The sequence below is a fragment of the Aquibacillus rhizosphaerae genome, assembly GCF_030282825.1.
GTDB classification, from domain to species: domain Bacteria; phylum Bacillota; class Bacilli; order Bacillales; family Amphibacillaceae; genus Aquibacillus_C; species Aquibacillus_C rhizosphaerae.
Genome location: NZ_JASTZU010000018.1, coordinates 67,274 through 82,656, shown reverse-complemented (window position 1 = coordinate 82,656; position 15,383 = coordinate 67,274). Strand labels below are relative to the sequence as shown.

At 34.8% G+C, this 15,383-nt stretch carries 14 protein-coding genes; 4 read left to right on the top strand and 10 right to left on the bottom strand.

Annotated features, from left to right (window positions below):
• Positions 1-21: 21 nt before the first annotated feature.
• The 4 genes from QQS35_RS03895 (at position 22) to QQS35_RS03880 (ending at position 2,721) form a co-directional block, all read left to right on the top strand.
• A complete protein-coding gene (locus tag QQS35_RS03895; protein ID WP_285930519.1) occupies positions 22-657 on the top strand; it encodes an SCO family protein in 636 nt (211 codons plus the stop codon).
• A gap of 2 nt (positions 658-659) precedes the next feature.
• Complete coding sequence (locus QQS35_RS03890) at positions 660-1,223, top strand: hypothetical protein (RefSeq protein ID WP_285930517.1); 564 nt, start codon at positions 660-662, stop codon at positions 1,221-1,223.
• A gap of 130 nt (positions 1,224-1,353) precedes the next feature.
• Entirely contained in the window at positions 1,354-1,713 is a 360-nt protein-coding gene (locus tag QQS35_RS03885; RefSeq protein WP_285930516.1) for a cupredoxin domain-containing protein, read from the top strand.
• Positions 1,714-2,358: 645 nt separating this feature from the next.
• Positions 2,359-2,721: a cupredoxin domain-containing protein gene (locus QQS35_RS03880; protein WP_285930515.1), complete on the top strand. Its 363-nt coding sequence runs from the start codon at positions 2,359-2,361 to the stop codon at positions 2,719-2,721.
• A gap of 87 nt (positions 2,722-2,808) precedes the next feature.
• Here the strand turns inward: QQS35_RS03880 and add are convergent, their stop codons facing one another.
• The 10 genes from add to QQS35_RS03830 form a co-directional block, all read right to left on the bottom strand.
• Positions 2,809-3,867, bottom strand: coding sequence for an adenosine deaminase (add, locus tag QQS35_RS03875; RefSeq protein WP_285930514.1), 1,059 nt, complete (start codon positions 3,865-3,867; stop codon positions 2,809-2,811).
• Between the two features lie 150 nt (positions 3,868-4,017).
• Entirely contained in the window at positions 4,018-4,737 is a 720-nt protein-coding gene (locus QQS35_RS03870) for a LutC/YkgG family protein (protein ID WP_285930513.1), read from the bottom strand.
• A gap of 3 nt (positions 4,738-4,740) precedes the next feature.
• The gene (locus QQS35_RS03865; RefSeq protein ID WP_285930512.1) at positions 4,741-6,162 is read right to left on the bottom strand and encodes a LutB/LldF family L-lactate oxidation iron-sulfur protein; all 1,422 of its coding nucleotides are present in this window, start codon (positions 6,160-6,162) and stop codon (positions 4,741-4,743) included.
• The gene (locus QQS35_RS03860) at positions 6,162-6,887 is read right to left on the bottom strand and encodes a (Fe-S)-binding protein (protein ID WP_285930511.1); all 726 of its coding nucleotides are present in this window, start codon (positions 6,885-6,887) and stop codon (positions 6,162-6,164) included. The genes QQS35_RS03865 and QQS35_RS03860 overlap by 1 nt, the downstream gene beginning before the upstream one ends.
• Positions 6,888-6,979: 92 nt before the next feature.
• Positions 6,980-7,744 (bottom strand): DeoR/GlpR family DNA-binding transcription regulator, encoded by a 765-nt coding sequence (locus QQS35_RS03855; RefSeq protein WP_285930510.1) that lies wholly within the window; start codon positions 7,742-7,744, stop codon positions 6,980-6,982.
• Between the two features lie 165 nt (positions 7,745-7,909).
• Positions 7,910-9,979: a bifunctional aldolase/short-chain dehydrogenase gene (locus QQS35_RS03850; protein ID WP_285930509.1), complete on the bottom strand. Its 2,070-nt coding sequence runs from the start codon at positions 9,977-9,979 to the stop codon at positions 7,910-7,912.
• Positions 9,980-10,215: 236 nt separating this feature from the next.
• Entirely contained in the window at positions 10,216-11,475 is a 1,260-nt protein-coding gene (ilvA, locus tag QQS35_RS03845) for a threonine ammonia-lyase IlvA (protein WP_285930508.1), read from the bottom strand.
• Positions 11,476-11,698: 223 nt separating this feature from the next.
• Complete coding sequence (locus QQS35_RS03840) at positions 11,699-13,012, bottom strand: Gfo/Idh/MocA family protein (protein WP_285930507.1); 1,314 nt, start codon at positions 13,010-13,012, stop codon at positions 11,699-11,701.
• 338 nt (positions 13,013-13,350) lie between these two features.
• Entirely contained in the window at positions 13,351-14,130 is a 780-nt protein-coding gene (locus QQS35_RS03835) for an SDR family oxidoreductase (protein ID WP_285930506.1), read from the bottom strand.
• 232 nt (positions 14,131-14,362) lie between these two features.
• Positions 14,363-15,286 (bottom strand): manganese-dependent inorganic pyrophosphatase, encoded by a 924-nt coding sequence (locus tag QQS35_RS03830; protein WP_285930505.1) that lies wholly within the window; start codon positions 15,284-15,286, stop codon positions 14,363-14,365.
• Between the last annotated feature and the right edge of the window lie 97 nt (positions 15,287-15,383).

Here is a 15,383-nt window from a genome sequence, read left to right as displayed (position 1 = left end):
TCTATAAAGGACGTGTTCAGCATGGATAAAAACAATAGAACTAAATTTACAATTATTCTTGTCATCCTATTTGGAGTAGGCTTGTTTTATTTTGGTACTGATGGGTTTCGTGTCTATACGGCTGAGAGTGCCAGAATGTATGAATTACAACAAAATAAACCTAGCATTCCTAATGTAATTCTCCAAGATAGTCAAGAAAGAACATATACTTTCGATCAATTCGCTGATAAAAAATACGTCTTTATTACTTTTATGTATACTAACTGTGGAACTGTTTGTCCACAATTAGAACTGAATATGCGTGATGTCTACAAGCAAATTCCCCAAAAGTACTTTGATAAAGACATTGCCTTTCTAAGTATTAGTTTTGATCCAAGCCGAGATAATCCAGAGGTATTATCTAAATACAGAACATACTTTGAGAGCGATGGAGACACTTGGCGAATGGCACGTGTTAATGATCCAGATGAATTAGATAACTTACTAGAAACACTTGGTGTTATCGTCATCCCTGATGATTATGGTAATTTTCAACATAACTCAGCTTTCTATTTTATTAGTAAAAATGGAAACTTATTAGAAATAATGGATTTCACAAAAATTGATGAAGCTGCAACTACTGTTTTGACTTATCTAGATAAAGAAGCGAGGGATTAAAAGTGAAACAAGCAATGTATGGACTCATATTGTTTATTTTCTTAATTCTTCCACCCGTAGCAACTTTTTTAGAATCAATCATGATCATTCACATGCATATGCAAATGCCTTTACTAGTATTTTCTGGATTTTTAATAGCCCGCTTTTTTCAAATTAGATTTCCTCAATTTTTTAAAAATTGGAATGATAATGGTATTCCGGGGATGCTACTCTTTTTAATTATTTGGCTATACTGGATGATTCCAAAAGCTATGGATGATGCTCTAACACTCCAATTCGTTGAAATTTTTAAATTTTTCAGTCTAACTTTTTTAGCAGGAGTACCCCTCCGTGATAGTTGGGGGAAGCTCGGTTCTAAAGCGAAAAGCATTGTATATGTTTTCTTTACACTTAAGTTCATTATCATGGGTTACCTCTATATTGGTATTGAAAGTCAAATTTGCAACAATTATCTAATCATAGAACAGAGAACTCTTGGCTGGGGATCGTTAGCTTTTGCTGCATGTTTTATTTTATATGGATTTTATTGGGTTTTTACAGATCAATCAGAATTCAAAACCACATAGAGATCTTACAGTCAATATTGTGACAGGTTTTAGACAATTTGCTAAGTGTGATATAAATCAAACCTTAATGTTTAGAAAGTTTGTAAAATGATTTTGTAAATATTTAAAAATGATATAGGAGGATTTAAACATGAATAAAATAATCGTAACTGTTTTGTTTTCTTCACTTATTCTTTTCTTGGCAGCTTGTGGTGGTGATGAAAGCGCAAATGAAGGAAATAGTGATAGTTCATCCGGGAACACTGTAGATTTAGTTGCTTCAAATTGGGAATTTGAACAAGATACTTACAAAACAACAGCTGGTGATATTACATTTAATCTTAAAAATGATGAAGGTTTCCATGGTATTGAAATTGAAGGAACAGACCTAAATATTGAGGGTGAAGGTTCTGCCACTACATCACTGAAAGCAGGAGAATATACAATAAGATGTACAGTTCCATGTGGTGAAGGTCACGAAGAGATGACCGCAACATTAATCGTAGAATAATTAGTACATTCTAAAAAGATCAGCACTGCTGGTCTTTTTTCTGAAAAATAAGAAGGTTAAATGATATACAATAAATGTAAAGTTTGCCCTAAATATTTTTAAAATTTTGTATCATTCTTTCCTAGTTTCATAGTGATCTGGCGCTTAGGAAAAACACTCGCTTTTTCTGTATTTTCAAGGAGTCTCGCATTTTCCCAACGCTTAGAATGGCTTTTTATAAATAAAGAATAAGTCCTTAATCATTGATTAATACTAACGAAGTTTTCTGCCGAAGCGATGGTATAAGCACTCCATTAAAGAACTAAACATAGTAAATTCACAGTAAAGTTAAGTTACTTCGGAATTTATATCAAGTTCAAATGAAGCTTTTTAAATCTGATTAGGCATTTATTGCACGATTTTCTTAATGAGCTATATTGTACAAACTTGAGGGTGATTGTAATAAGATTCTTCATTAGTAGATTATTTAACAAACCCCTTCAAATCGATAATGTATCTAGTATCAAACTAAAATAGGAGAACAATATAGACAGAACTATTAAAAAGAAGTGTGACATTTCTTCAACAATTAAGAAAAACTATTTACATTACTTAGTATGTAAAATACTATTAAAAGATATTAATGTATATATTAATGGAGGTATTATGTTGAAAAAGTCGATAATGATAACACTTAGTTTTCTTTCCTTACTCCTCTTATTAGTTGCTTGTGGCGGAAATGAAGGGTCTGGAAGTAGTGAAAATTTAACTGCAGATAACACAATTGAGTTAGTAGCTTCAAATTGGGAGTTTGATCAGGATACTTATACTGTTCCTGCTGGGAATGTTGGTATTAACCTTATTAATGAGGAAGGGTTCCACGGAATTAAAGTAGAAGGCACAAATATGGTAATTGAGGGTGAAGGATCTGCTGTAGCTTCTTTAGAACCAGGAGAATACACAATTAGATGCAGCGTTCCATGTGGGACAGGACATACTGAAATGACAGCGATGTTAATTGTTGAATAACACTGTGATTCCTTAAACTATACAATAAAATTTAAACTAAACGCGCTTGGATTATTAATATCCAAGCGTGTTTTTTTACACTATTTCCTATATTACTTGTCTGCTAGTAACATCAACATTTTGATATTCAACTAAAAATTTATTTTTCAACTTCTTTTTCTCACTCGCTTCTAAAAATGAGGCCTCGATACTATTCATATTTAACTGTCCTATTTCTAAAATTGAAAAGTCATGTTTTTCAAACAGGACGCTAAACTCTTTTGTCAGGTTTGTATTTGATACAGTAAGATTATCTGTATTTACAGTAACCAACAAGCCTTCATTAAAATATTCTCGTAATGGGTACATTTCCCAACTAGGAGCGGCCTTTGTTTGTATATTACTAATTGGACACATTTCTAATGGAATCTGCTTAGCATACAACTCTTGAAACAATTTCAAATCTTCCTTCAAACGAACCCCATGTCCAACCCGAGTGGCCCCTAACTTAAATACTGCTTCCTTTATATTATTAGGGCCAGCTGCTTCTCCTGCGTGAATTGTAATTGGCATACTCTTCTTATCAGCAATCTTAAATACATCACGAAACAGGTAGGCAGGAAAAGTAGCTTCATCTCCAGCTAAATCAACACCAACTAAACCTTTCCCCATAAATGTGGATGCTGCTTCAACCACATCAATGTTTTCTTTTATAGAATGATGTCTCAAACAACAAGCAATCGCACTTGCTTGAACATTATATACTTTTTCCGCTCTTTTCAACCCTTTAATTACGGAATGTATTACTTCTTCTAAAGATAAGCCCGCTTGTCGATGTAGCTGCGGGCCAAACCTCACTTCAATATACCGACAGTTTTGTTTGTGTGCTTGTTCCACAACTTCAAAGGCAACTTTCTCTAGTGCCTCTGAGGTATGAAGCACTCTACCAACAAAGTCAAATTTACTCAGATATTCTTGTAAACTATTACACTCACCATCAATCTTTAAATAAGGAGCTAGTTGTTGTGGATTGGATGTAGGCAATGCTATACCTTGCTTATTAGCTAGGTCGATGACAGTTTCGGGGGTGACACTTCCATCAAGGTGCACATGAAGATCTACTTTCGGTAACTGTTTAATTACGCTTACCATACTTTCTAATATCATAAATTTATCTCCTTTCTTAGTGTAACAGAATATTTTACTTAGTTTAATATAGATTCACACTACATACCACAAACTTGTAAGTATTCTTTACATTGTATTTTTGATAACTTAAAAAACCTCCTACCCATTATAGGTATGAGGTTTCATGCTTTACTGATCTTCAATTACAATATAAGTTGCTTTAATTGGTCCATGTACACCAACAACTAAATTCATTTCGATATCGGCACTATTACTTGGCCCGGAAATGAAATTCACACATGAAGATACACGCTCACGATTCTCAACTTGTCTATGAATTTCCTTTGTTGCTTGTGACATTCTCGGTACAAGCGTACTCTGAGGTATAAGAGCAATGTACGTAGCAGGAAGCAAGCTAACGGAGCGTCCTTTTCCTTCATCACTAAATAATACAACAGTTCCTGATTCAGCTAATGTAATATCACTAAATGTTATACCTACATCTGCCCGTTCAGCTACACGGATGCTTGTATCTCCATCTGTTTTATCCCATGTATGGACATCTATATCTTCACGTTGTTTGTATTCATTAAAATGATCTTTCAAACCAAACATCTCAAATCTTGAATCATCCGATGTCATAACTGTCTTACCATGAAAATTTTTAATAACCTTTAGTAGTGTCTCATTTAAATTTTCCTTACAGGTTCGTATTAAGTCTGTATGAATTGATTTGCATTGTGCTTCTAACACATCAACAAGTTGATTTTGTGTATAATTTGCTAAAACATCCCATTGCGGCTGATGATGCCATGTAGGACGGATTACAGTTTCTTTTCTTTCTCTACCTAAACTTTTTGCAATATTATCTAAAAAAATATCGCTATTCTGAATGGTACCTTTTTGCACGCTTTATCCCCCCGTCTTTCGACTTTTAAACCAATCTCTAAATCTCTCTTTTTGAGGAACTGGTAAATCTCGTATATCAGTCCAAGGTTTAACGGGGCCAGGGCCCTTAGATATTGCATTATCTTTTGCATACGGTGTCACTAAATACGGCGCCATTCTTGTTGCGGTATTGAATAAACGGGATGAACCAGCCATAATGCCAAACCCACTCATGGCAACATTTTCACCAAAACCAGATTTTTTTTCATCTTCAACTATTTTTTTTCGATGCAAAATAAGTTGTTCATGGAGCGGAATTTTTACTGGACATACTTCTGTACAAGCTCCACATAAAGAAGACGCATAGGGTAATTCTTTATAATCTTCATAACCTCCAAGTAATGGAGTAAGTACTGCCCCAATAGGGCCTGGATATATCGATCCATAGGCGTGACCACCAACATGCCGATATACAGGACATACGTTTATACATGCAGCACATCTAATGCAATGAAGTGCTTCTTGAAATTCGGTACCTAATATTTTGGACCTACCATTATCTACTATAACTAGGTGAAATTCCTCTGGTCCATCGACTTCTGTCTCATCTTTAGGTCCTGTTAGTGCTGTAACATAACTAGTTAACTTTTGTCCTACTGCTGCTCTTGTTAATAAACTAACCATCACATCTAGCTCTTCCCATGTAGGAACAATTCTTTCCATACCCATAACTGTTATTTGCGTTTTTGGTAAAGTGGAAACCATACGAGCATTCCCTTCATTCGTAACAAGCGCAAATGACCCTGATTCAGCTACCGCAAAGTTACAACCAGTAATACCAACATCTGCTGCCAAAAACTCTTTACGTAATTGCTCTCTTGCAAACAAAGTTAGCTCTTCTGGCTTTTCTGTATTTGTATAACCTAATTTGTCTTTAAACACATCACGAATTTGCTCTTTATTTTTGTGTAAAGCTGGTGCTACAATGTGCGAAGGTGGGTCATGGTCATCTATTTGAAGAATATATTCACCCAAATCAGTTTCTACAACTTCGCATCCTTGCTCTTCTAATGCATCATTTAAAGCAATTTCTTCTGTAACCATTGATTTTGACTTCGCTACTTTTTTGGCATTCTTCTTGTTTATTACTTGTTTGACATAATTATTTGCATCCTCTGCGGTTTCTGCAAAATAAACATGCCCACCACGCTCAGCAACTTTTTCACTTAACTGTTTTAAATAGAAATCAAGGTTCTCCATCGTATGTTGCCTGATTTCTTGTCCTAGATATCGCCACTCTTCCCAGTCTCCAAGTTCGTCGGCTGCTTTAGCACGATTCGTTTGTAACCTTCCCTGTGCAGATCGAACGGCCCCACGCATAAAATCATCTTCTAACCCCTTATTGACACGACTCGAAAATTCTTTTTCCCCGATGTGCATTGGCATTAAGCTTCACCTCTGCTATTTAATACTTCTGCAATATGCATTACTTTTATCGACTTTTCATTTCTTTGTATTCTTCCACCAATATTCATTAAACAACCACCATCAGCGCCAATTAAAAAATTAGCCTTTGTTTCTTCAACATGTTCGATTTTTTCATCTACCATTTGTTCTGATATGGATGACATTTTCACCGCAAACGTCCCTCCAAATCCACAACAATCATGCCGATTTGGTAAATCTATTAATTCAAGACCCTTAACATTACGTAATAACTTAAAAGGAGCTTCGGTTACACCTAGTAATCTCGTCATGTGGCAAGAGCTATGATAGGTTGCCTTGCCGTGAAACTCCGCTCCTGTATCTTCTACACCTAATATTTCTGTTAAAAATTGAGTCAGCTCGAATGTTTTTTGTTTCAATTTTCCTGCTTTTTCTTCCCACTTAGAATCCCCTTTAAATAAGGACTCATATTCATGAAACATATAGGCGCATGAACCCGATGGACAAACAACGTATTCTGCATGCTCAAAACTATTAATCATATTTATAGCTGCTGCTTTTGTTTTTTCATGATACCCACTATTGTACGCAGGTTGCCCGCAACATGTTTGTGTAACAGGGAAATCTACCTCACAACCAAAACGTTCTAGGAGTTCAACAGAAGCCTTGCCAGCATTAACGTAAAATATATCTCCTATACATGTAATAAATAGTGAAACTTTCATTTTGCGCCCCCCCCTTGGCATACTTGCAGATGTTAAAAGAAAAATCGTACTAAACAATACTATCAAGTATAAAAGACGATACTCTAGGCATTTCAAACTTTGATAAGTTTAAGCGAACGATCGGTTAATTGTTTCATTGTTCGCGGATCAATTTTGCTATCAGTAATGATGCAATCAATAACATCCAGACCATTGAGTCTAGCAAACGATTGCAATCCTATTTTACTGTGATCTACCATTATATAAACGGAATCGGCACTATCAATCATTTTTTTCTTTATTCTAGCTTGTTGTTCATCTGATTCACTAATACCACGTTCTAAGTGTAGTCCTTTACACGAAATAAATGCTTTATTTACGTGGTAAGATTCTAGAGACATTTCAGCTAGCGGCCCAACATAAGAAAGTGATTTTGGCGACAATGTTCCCCCAGTAGAAATAACAGTGATTTGTTTTTTTACACTTAGCTCCATCGCTACCTTAATAGAATTAGTTAATACAGTCATAGGGATATCAGGTAAAGCCTTGGCCATATACCAAGCTGTTGTGCTTGCATCAAGAATAATTTTATCTTCTTCAACAACTAGCTTAATTGCTTCAAGAGATATCTCTTTTTTCTCAAGAACATTAGTTATTTCTCTTTCAGAATATGGAATCTCCATAGAGTCATTTGGTTTAGTAATACGGATAGCTCCTCCGTGACTGCGAAGCAACTTTTCATCGTTTTCTAACTTTTCAAGATCTCGTCGAATCGTTTCTTCTGTCACTGAAAAAATAGAACTTAATTCTGTTACACGAATACTTTTTCTATCATTCACTAACTCAACAATCTTTTGTTGTCTTTCTGCAACAAGCATCAGCTTAACCTTCTTCCCTAGAGACTTATACTTTCTAATTCTATTATATACGTTTAGTAGCAGGTATTAAAATGTTCACTGTTTGAAAATTTTACGCGTGAATTTCTATTGTGAAATACGAACATAGATTCCGAGTAAAAAACACGGAATCTATGTTTATCAACGTTATCTTGTAAATGCGGCTGCAACCCCACCATCAACCGTTACCATACAACCAGTTGTTTTTGCTGCTTTAGAAGAGGCAAGGAAAGCAATTGATTCAGCTATATCATCAGGCAATATATTCACATTAAGAATGGTCCTTTTACGATAATGTGCTTCCAATTCATCAGATCCGATACCATAAGAAGCAGCTCTTTCTTCTTTCCATTCCGAATCCCAAATTTTAGATCCACGAATAACAGCATCTGGTAAAACGGAATTAACACGGATACCGTATTGCCCTCCATCAGCAGCAACCGTTCTAGCTAGATGTACTTCCGCTGCTTTAGCAGTACTATAAGCAGCAGCATTTTTGCCAGCATAAATTGAATTTTTAGAACCTACAAATACCATATTCCCACCGATTTGTTGATCCTTCATTAATTTAAATGCTTCTCTTGCTACAAGGAAATAACCTGTAACTAAAACATTGATGTTCAAGTTCCATTTATCTAAAGTTGTTTCTTCAAATGGGCTAGAGCTTGCTAAACCGGCATTATTAACGATTAAATCTACTCCACCATATGATAGCACAGTTTTCTCTATCGCATTTATAACATCTGTTTCTTTAGTTACATCCATCTTTACAGCAATAGCACGATTTTCACCAAATTTATCATTTAATTTAGTGGCAAGTTCCTCTGCACCTTCCAGATTAATATCTGCTAGTACAACATGTGCACCTTCAGACAGGAGACGGTAACTTGTTGCAGTACCAATTCCACCTGCACCACCAGTTACAAATGCAACTTGACGAGAGAATTCAGCTTCTGCCGGAGCTAAGCTTAATTTATATAGCTCAAGAGGCCAGTACTCAATTGCAAATGATTCTTTTTCATTCAATGATACAAAGTCACCTAAAATGGTTGAACCTTTCATTACTGATACAGCACGGTGGTACAAAGATTCACTTACGCTCGCTGCAGTCCAACTCTTTCCTGTATTAATCATTCCAATTCCTGGAATAAGAATAACACGAGGCACTGCTTCAACCATGTTATCGTCTTCTGATTTATTGCGGTCAAAATAGGATGTGTAATCTTCTTTAAAGAATGACACCCCTTCTTTGATTGCTTCTATTAAGCTTTCAACATTCTTTGATTTAGGATCCCACTCAATAAATAAAGGTACACGTTTCGTATGTACCAAATGATCTGGGCACGCTGCTCCGACTTGTGACAGTTCTTTAGCATTGTTACTATTTACAAAAGAAAGAATTTCTTCCCTATCATCGTAAGTAACAATCATTCTCTTTTGCTCACTAACCTGTCCACGAATAATAGGTAGTACTTTTGCTAATATTTCTTTACGATCCGACTCATTTAACGCATCATATTTATTTCCACCAAATAGTGTTTCTTGTTTTTCTTTACTATTAATATAATCTTCTGCTTCTTGGATAATCGAAATTGTCTTATCATAACTCTCTTTCGATGTTTCTCCCCAAGTCACTAAACCGTGTTTTTCCATAATCACTAGTTCAGCATTTGGATTGTTTTGAACACCTTCTGCAATCATTTTTGACAATTTAAATCCTGGTCGGATATAAGGTACCCACACAAACCGATTGCCATATATCTCCTCTGCAATTTCTTTTCCATTATCTGTACAAGCAATACTAATGATAGCATCAGGATGCGTATGATCCACGTGTCTAAATGGTAAGAATGCATGTAATAATGTTTCAATTGATGAACGTGGATGTTTTGCATCAATCATACAGTGAGCTAGATAATTTACCATGTCTTCATCGCTCATTTCATCTTTTTCAAGTAAGGGTCTAATATCATCCATCTTTAAACCAGTAAAGTTCTTTCCTTTCATTGTGGCTAAATCAGAACCGCTACCTTTCACCCACATCACTTCTACTTCATTTCCACGAAAATCAGTTTCTATTGATTTAGTGGATGTGTTGCCACCACCCCAGTTAGCAACTGAACGGTCAGATCCTAAAAGATTAGATCGATAAACAAGTTCATTTAAACCGCTTTCAAAATCTTTTGTTTGATTGTTTTTCCATCGATTTTGTACCAATTATAATTCCTCCCCTTTGTTCTACACTATAATAAAGATACCATATATTTGTTTGTTTTTGAATAGTTTATTTTATTTTTGTTTAACTTTATTTTAAGTGGAATGTTAAATAATCAAGATATGAAAGCGACTTACTTGCGATAGCGCACCATTAATATTTTTATTTGTTTTTGTTTATGGTTAAAAATAAAAAACACCTGTTCACTTTATATAAGCGAACAGGTGTATTAATAGTTTTAAATAAGCAAATTAAATAAATCTGGATCTTTATTTATTTCTGTATAAGTAAATCCTTTTTTATTCATTCGATCAATTAATGGTTCATAATCATTTCTGTGGTTTAACTCAACCCCCACAAGTACAGGACCTTTATCTCTATTATTTTTTTTCGTGTACTCAAATCGCGTAATATCATCAGTTTCTCCCAGTACCTCATCCATAAACTCTCTTAAAGCACCAGCACGTTGTGGAAAATTAACAATAAAATAATGTTTATATCCTTCATAAATAAGTGAGCGCTCTTTAAAGTCTTGCATTCGATCGATGTCATTATTTCCACCGCTAATGATACAAACAATATTCTTACCTTTAATTTGATCTTTATAAAAATCTAATGCAGCAACAGGAAGTGCTCCAGCTGGTTCAGCAACGATTGCATTTTCGTTGTATAAATCTAAAAGCGTGGTGCATACCTTACCTTCTGGCACTGTTGTAATCTCATCGATAATGTCTTGCCCAATTTCATACGTAATATTACCCACCTGTTTTACACTTGCACCGTCAACAAACTTATCGATTTTATCAAGTTTTACTACTTTTTTCTGTGCTAATGCTTCTTTCATAGAAGGAGCTCCTGCTGGTTCAATACCTATAACTTTTGTCTGTGGACTAATACCTTTAATGTATGAGCCAACACCAGAAATCAGACCGCCTCCACCAACTGCCATGAACACATGTGATATCGGTTCTTCCATACTATCAACGATTTCTAATCCAACCGTTCCTTGCCCAGTAATCGTGCGATAGTCATCAAAAGGATGAATGAATTCCATTTCATTTGTGTCACAAAATTCTCTTGCTTCTTCATAAGAGTCATCAAATGTATCACCTGATAAAATGATGTCTACAAAAGGTCCACCAAAAAACTCTACACGGTTTACCTTCTGTCTAGGTGTAGTGCTAGGCATAAATATTTTCCCTTTAACTCCTAATGCTTTACACGAATAAGCTACCCCTTGGGCATGATTTCCTGCACTAGCACATACTACTCCTTTTTCAAGTTCTTCCTTAGAAAGACTTTGCATCAAATTGTAAGCTCCTCTAATTTTAAAGGAGCGAACTATTTGTAAATCTTCCCTCTTTAAATATATATTACATTGATAACGTTCGGATAATATAGTATCTCTTTGCAACGGTGTTTTAACAACTACATCTTTTAATACTTGATTAGCGATGATAATATCTTTTATTTGAATCGCATTTAATTTTGTACTCATACTTTAGAATCCTTCCTCAAGAAAATTGATAGACTAATACTACCATAATCAAATAAATTAGAAAACTGGATAGCACACTAAATTTATTTAATATTTTTATTATTTAAAATTTTACGGCTTATCATTAAGTCTAACTCTTATTCTGAAAAAAAGGAAGAATTTTATTATTAGCTCCTAGGTAACAAGGGTGTACCGATATTCTAATCACAAGAATAAAATTATGTTAAGTCTGGAACGTATGTGTTTGATCGTTTTTAATATTCAAAAGCTCATTAATCCGAATTGGTAAATTAGTTTTACTCGAGCGCCATACTCCTTCACCTAGAGCAATGGAGTAGGCTCCCGCTTTTGTCCCAGCTAATATATCATAAGATCTAGTTGGATCTACACCTAAAAAAAGGTCTTCCTGTAATAAAGGGTCCCCACCACCATGTGTTCCTTCACCTTTAACCACATGGATCACTTCCTTAGAACCGAACAAAGGATAGTAATCAATTGTTTGTTCAGGGATAGGAAATGGCACCCGACTTGGTTCATGGAATTCCATTGTTTCTATTCTGCCTTTTGTTCCATTAATTGCTAATCGATACCCTTCATAAGGTAAAGAAAAGTTAATCGAATAGCTCAAGAATGAGCCCTTATCATATTTTACGGTAGCTACATATGTATCCTCAATCTCTATTTCATGATCAAAGATACATGCATCAGGTCGATAATTTGTATAGTCAGGTTTAGTTAAAGAATTAGTTGTAGACTGAATGTGATCATCTTTAATTCGGACGTTATTTGTTCTATTTGACCACCTCATATAATACTGACAATCTAGTTGTTCCTGACAAGTTCCACAAAAACGATTATTTTTTGGACTTGGATTTAGTTCACCATCTTTGCCAAAGTAATTTAAAGCTCCATATGCGAATACTTGTTCAGGTAATTGATCAATCCACCAATTGACTAGATCGAAGTGGTGTGTTGATTTATGGACCGATAAGCCACCTGAATGTTCTCTAACCCGATTCCAGCGTTTAAAGTAACTAGCCCCATGATACGTATCAATATACCAATTTAAGTCAACAGAGGTTACTCTACCTACTTTTCCATCCATTATTATTTCTTTAATTCTACGATGATAGGCGTTATAACGATAATTAAATGCAACGGTAACATTACCTAAACTTCTCTGTTCAGCCTCCATCACCGTTTTAGCATCAGCAGCAGTTGTTACCATTGGTTTTTCTGTAATGACATTTAAATCATTTTCTAGTGCTTGAAGAATATAATTCACATGGGTATCATCCCTACTCGTTACAATTACTGTATTAGCTTGTGTTTCCTGAATCATTTGTTTAAACTGATTTTCATTAAAACAAGGAATATCCATTAAACTTGGATATTTTTCCTTACATAATGACATACGACGATTATCAACATCGAGTAAACCAACAATTTGATTATGTTCATAATAACTAGTTAGTACTGGTTCAATAAACATCCCCATAGCCCGATTACTTATGCCACAAATAACTATTCTTTTCATCAGAAACCCTCCTCAAATACATTAGTTTAATTCTAATCTCTTTAACACCACATACATAAACTTCTAGAAAGCGGTTTGTTACATTAGTAGATACTAAGATGTAGACAGGAAAATTAGTACATACTTTCCATCCTGATATTTTTGATAACGTTTTCATTTTTGCGCAATTATTTTATACATCGCCTAATCCATCTTCAAGTATATTTTTATAAGATGGAAAATTTAATTCATCCAACCCTGAAAAATTCTCTTGGTACACAAACTAACTTTTACCCCCTTATATAACAACGTTGTTATTTAAGTTTAGAGTGTTTTAACTACGGTGTCAACATCTACCTTCATCGCAGTAACGATTCGCCGCCATCTATATATATTTCAGTTCCAGTAATGTGTTTTGATTGATCAGATGCTAGAAAATGCACGAGACTAGCAACTTGAATTGCACTACCTGCACGGTGCTCAAGTGGCTGGTCCCCTAATGGAAAGTCAATAGGTACCTCAACTTCATGTAGAGATGAGTCCTTATCAATACTTTTTCCTATATTTGTTGATATTGCCCCCGGGCAAATTGCATTAACTCGAATTTGATAAGCAGCTAGCTCTAGAGCTGCCATTTTCATTAATGCGAGCTGACTCGCTTTAGAAGTACTATAAGCTGAGAAACCCGCTTGTGAAAAAACGCGGTTCCCACTGACAGAACTTGTGATAATAATACTTCCACCTTTTTTCTTTAAATATGGTATGGCATTTTTTATAGTTAAGAAAGTTCCATTGACATTTGTGTTTATTGTTTTATCCCATTCACTTATTTCCATTTTCTCAATCGCTGCTAAATTACCAGCTATGCCAGCATTGGCAAATACAATATCTACCCGACCAAAACAATTATATACATGTTTAAAAGCCTCCATTACTTGGTCGTTATTAGAAATATCAAACGGGTATATAGTTGTTTCAAAACCTAGTTGTTTAATCTCTGTTTTTGTTTTTATCAGGTTCTCCTCACTGATATCAAATAAGCAGACTTGTACGCCAGCATTGGCTAAATGAATCGCTGTCTCATGACCAATTCCTGAACCTGCACCAGTTATAATAGCTACTTTATCGATAATAGACATGGAATCCTCCAGATATTAGTTTTTTTACTATTATTTACGAGATTCTCCTATAGTATGTGGAAACTATAATAAATCTGATTAAGAAATTGCAAATTTTCATTAAACATGTCACTTCATGCGGTTTCCCAGGAAATAGTTTATTTTAATTTCCCATTATTTTAGAATTTCATTGTTAAAACAAAGAAACCAACTACTTAAGTAGTTGGTTTCTTTGCGATTCATTTCTTATCATTTAAAATGCATCAGTTATATTGGGAACAATTTGTTTTTTACGAGATACAACACCTTTTAACAGCGCCTTATTATTTTCCAAATTAACATTAAAAGCTTTCTCTACAACATTTGCTTGTTTACCCAGTGAAAGGATAACAGAATCATTATTTAGTATATCCGTCACAACAAAGACAAAAAGATCCAAACCTTTACTTTCGATAACGGAAGAAATAGCTTTTTCTATCTCATCTTGTGCCGCTAACACTTCATCCGTATCTACAGTATTTACTTGGGCTACTTCCACTTTGTTTTTTGCCATTTCAAATTCTTTCGCATCAAGTGAAATCAATTCTTCTACTGATTTATCACTCAAATCGGCTCCTGCTTTTAGCATATCCAAACCGTATGTATCTGTATCAACTCCTGCAATTACAGCTAATTCCTTGGCCGCAGCTACATCCTGATCTGTACATGTTGGTGATTTAAATAATAATGAATCAGAAATAATTGCAGATAACATTAATCCAGCAATCTCTTTTGGAATATCTACTTTATTTTCCTTGTATAACTTATTTAGAATTGTTGCAGTACAGCCAACTGGTTCTGCACGATAATAAAGTGGATCACTAGTCTCAAAGTTCGATATTCTATGATGATCAATTACTTCAACAACCTGTACTTGATCAATATCTTGTGCACTTTGTTGACGTTCGTTATGGTCAACTAAAATAACTTGGTCTACCTCATTCGCTACTGTTTCAACCAACCTCGGTGCATCTACGTTAAAATAGTCTAAAGCAAACTGCGTCTCGCCATTTACAGCTCCTAATCGCACAGGTTCAACATTTAAACCTAACTTCTCTTTTAAGTTTGCATAAGCAATTGCCGAAGATACGGTGTCCGTATCAGGATTTTTGTGACCGAAAATTAATATTTTATCCATTATTACGCTCCTTCTAATCATTAATAGTATGTAGTTTTTAAAAACTACATACTATTCTAACTTATTTTCTTCATACTTTCATTATAATCAACCGTAA

What these genes read in the sequence shown, in the direction of transcription:
- QQS35_RS03840 (WP_285930507.1), bottom strand. Translation starts at nt 13,012, where the DNA reads ATGAAAAGAATAGTTATTTGTGGCATAAGTAATCGGGCTATGGGGATG.
- QQS35_RS03855 (WP_285930510.1), bottom strand. Translation starts at nt 7,744, where the DNA reads ATGCTTGTTGCAGAAAGACAACAAAAGATTGTTGAGTTAGTGAATGAT.
- QQS35_RS03895 (WP_285930519.1), top strand. Translation starts at nt 22, where the DNA reads ATGGATAAAAACAATAGAACTAAATTTACAATTATTCTTGTCATCCTA.
- QQS35_RS03835 (WP_285930506.1), bottom strand. Translation starts at nt 14,130, where the DNA reads ATGTCTATTATCGATAAAGTAGCTATTATAACTGGTGCAGGTTCAGGA.
- add (WP_285930514.1), bottom strand. Translation starts at nt 3,867, where the DNA reads ATGATATTAGAAAGTATGGTAAGCGTAATTAAACAGTTACCGAAAGTA.
- ilvA (WP_285930508.1), bottom strand. Translation starts at nt 11,475, where the DNA reads ATGAGTACAAAATTAAATGCGATTCAAATAAAAGATATTATCATCGCT.
- QQS35_RS03865 (WP_285930512.1), bottom strand. Translation starts at nt 6,162, where the DNA reads ATGCCAATGCACATCGGGGAAAAAGAATTTTCGAGTCGTGTCAATAAG.
- QQS35_RS03830 (WP_285930505.1), bottom strand. Translation starts at nt 15,286, where the DNA reads ATGGATAAAATATTAATTTTCGGTCACAAAAATCCTGATACGGACACC.
- QQS35_RS03885 (WP_285930516.1), top strand. Translation starts at nt 1,354, where the DNA reads ATGAATAAAATAATCGTAACTGTTTTGTTTTCTTCACTTATTCTTTTC.
- QQS35_RS03880 (WP_285930515.1), top strand. Translation starts at nt 2,359, where the DNA reads ATGTTGAAAAAGTCGATAATGATAACACTTAGTTTTCTTTCCTTACTC.
- QQS35_RS03860 (WP_285930511.1), bottom strand. Translation starts at nt 6,887, where the DNA reads ATGAAAGTTTCACTATTTATTACATGTATAGGAGATATATTTTACGTT.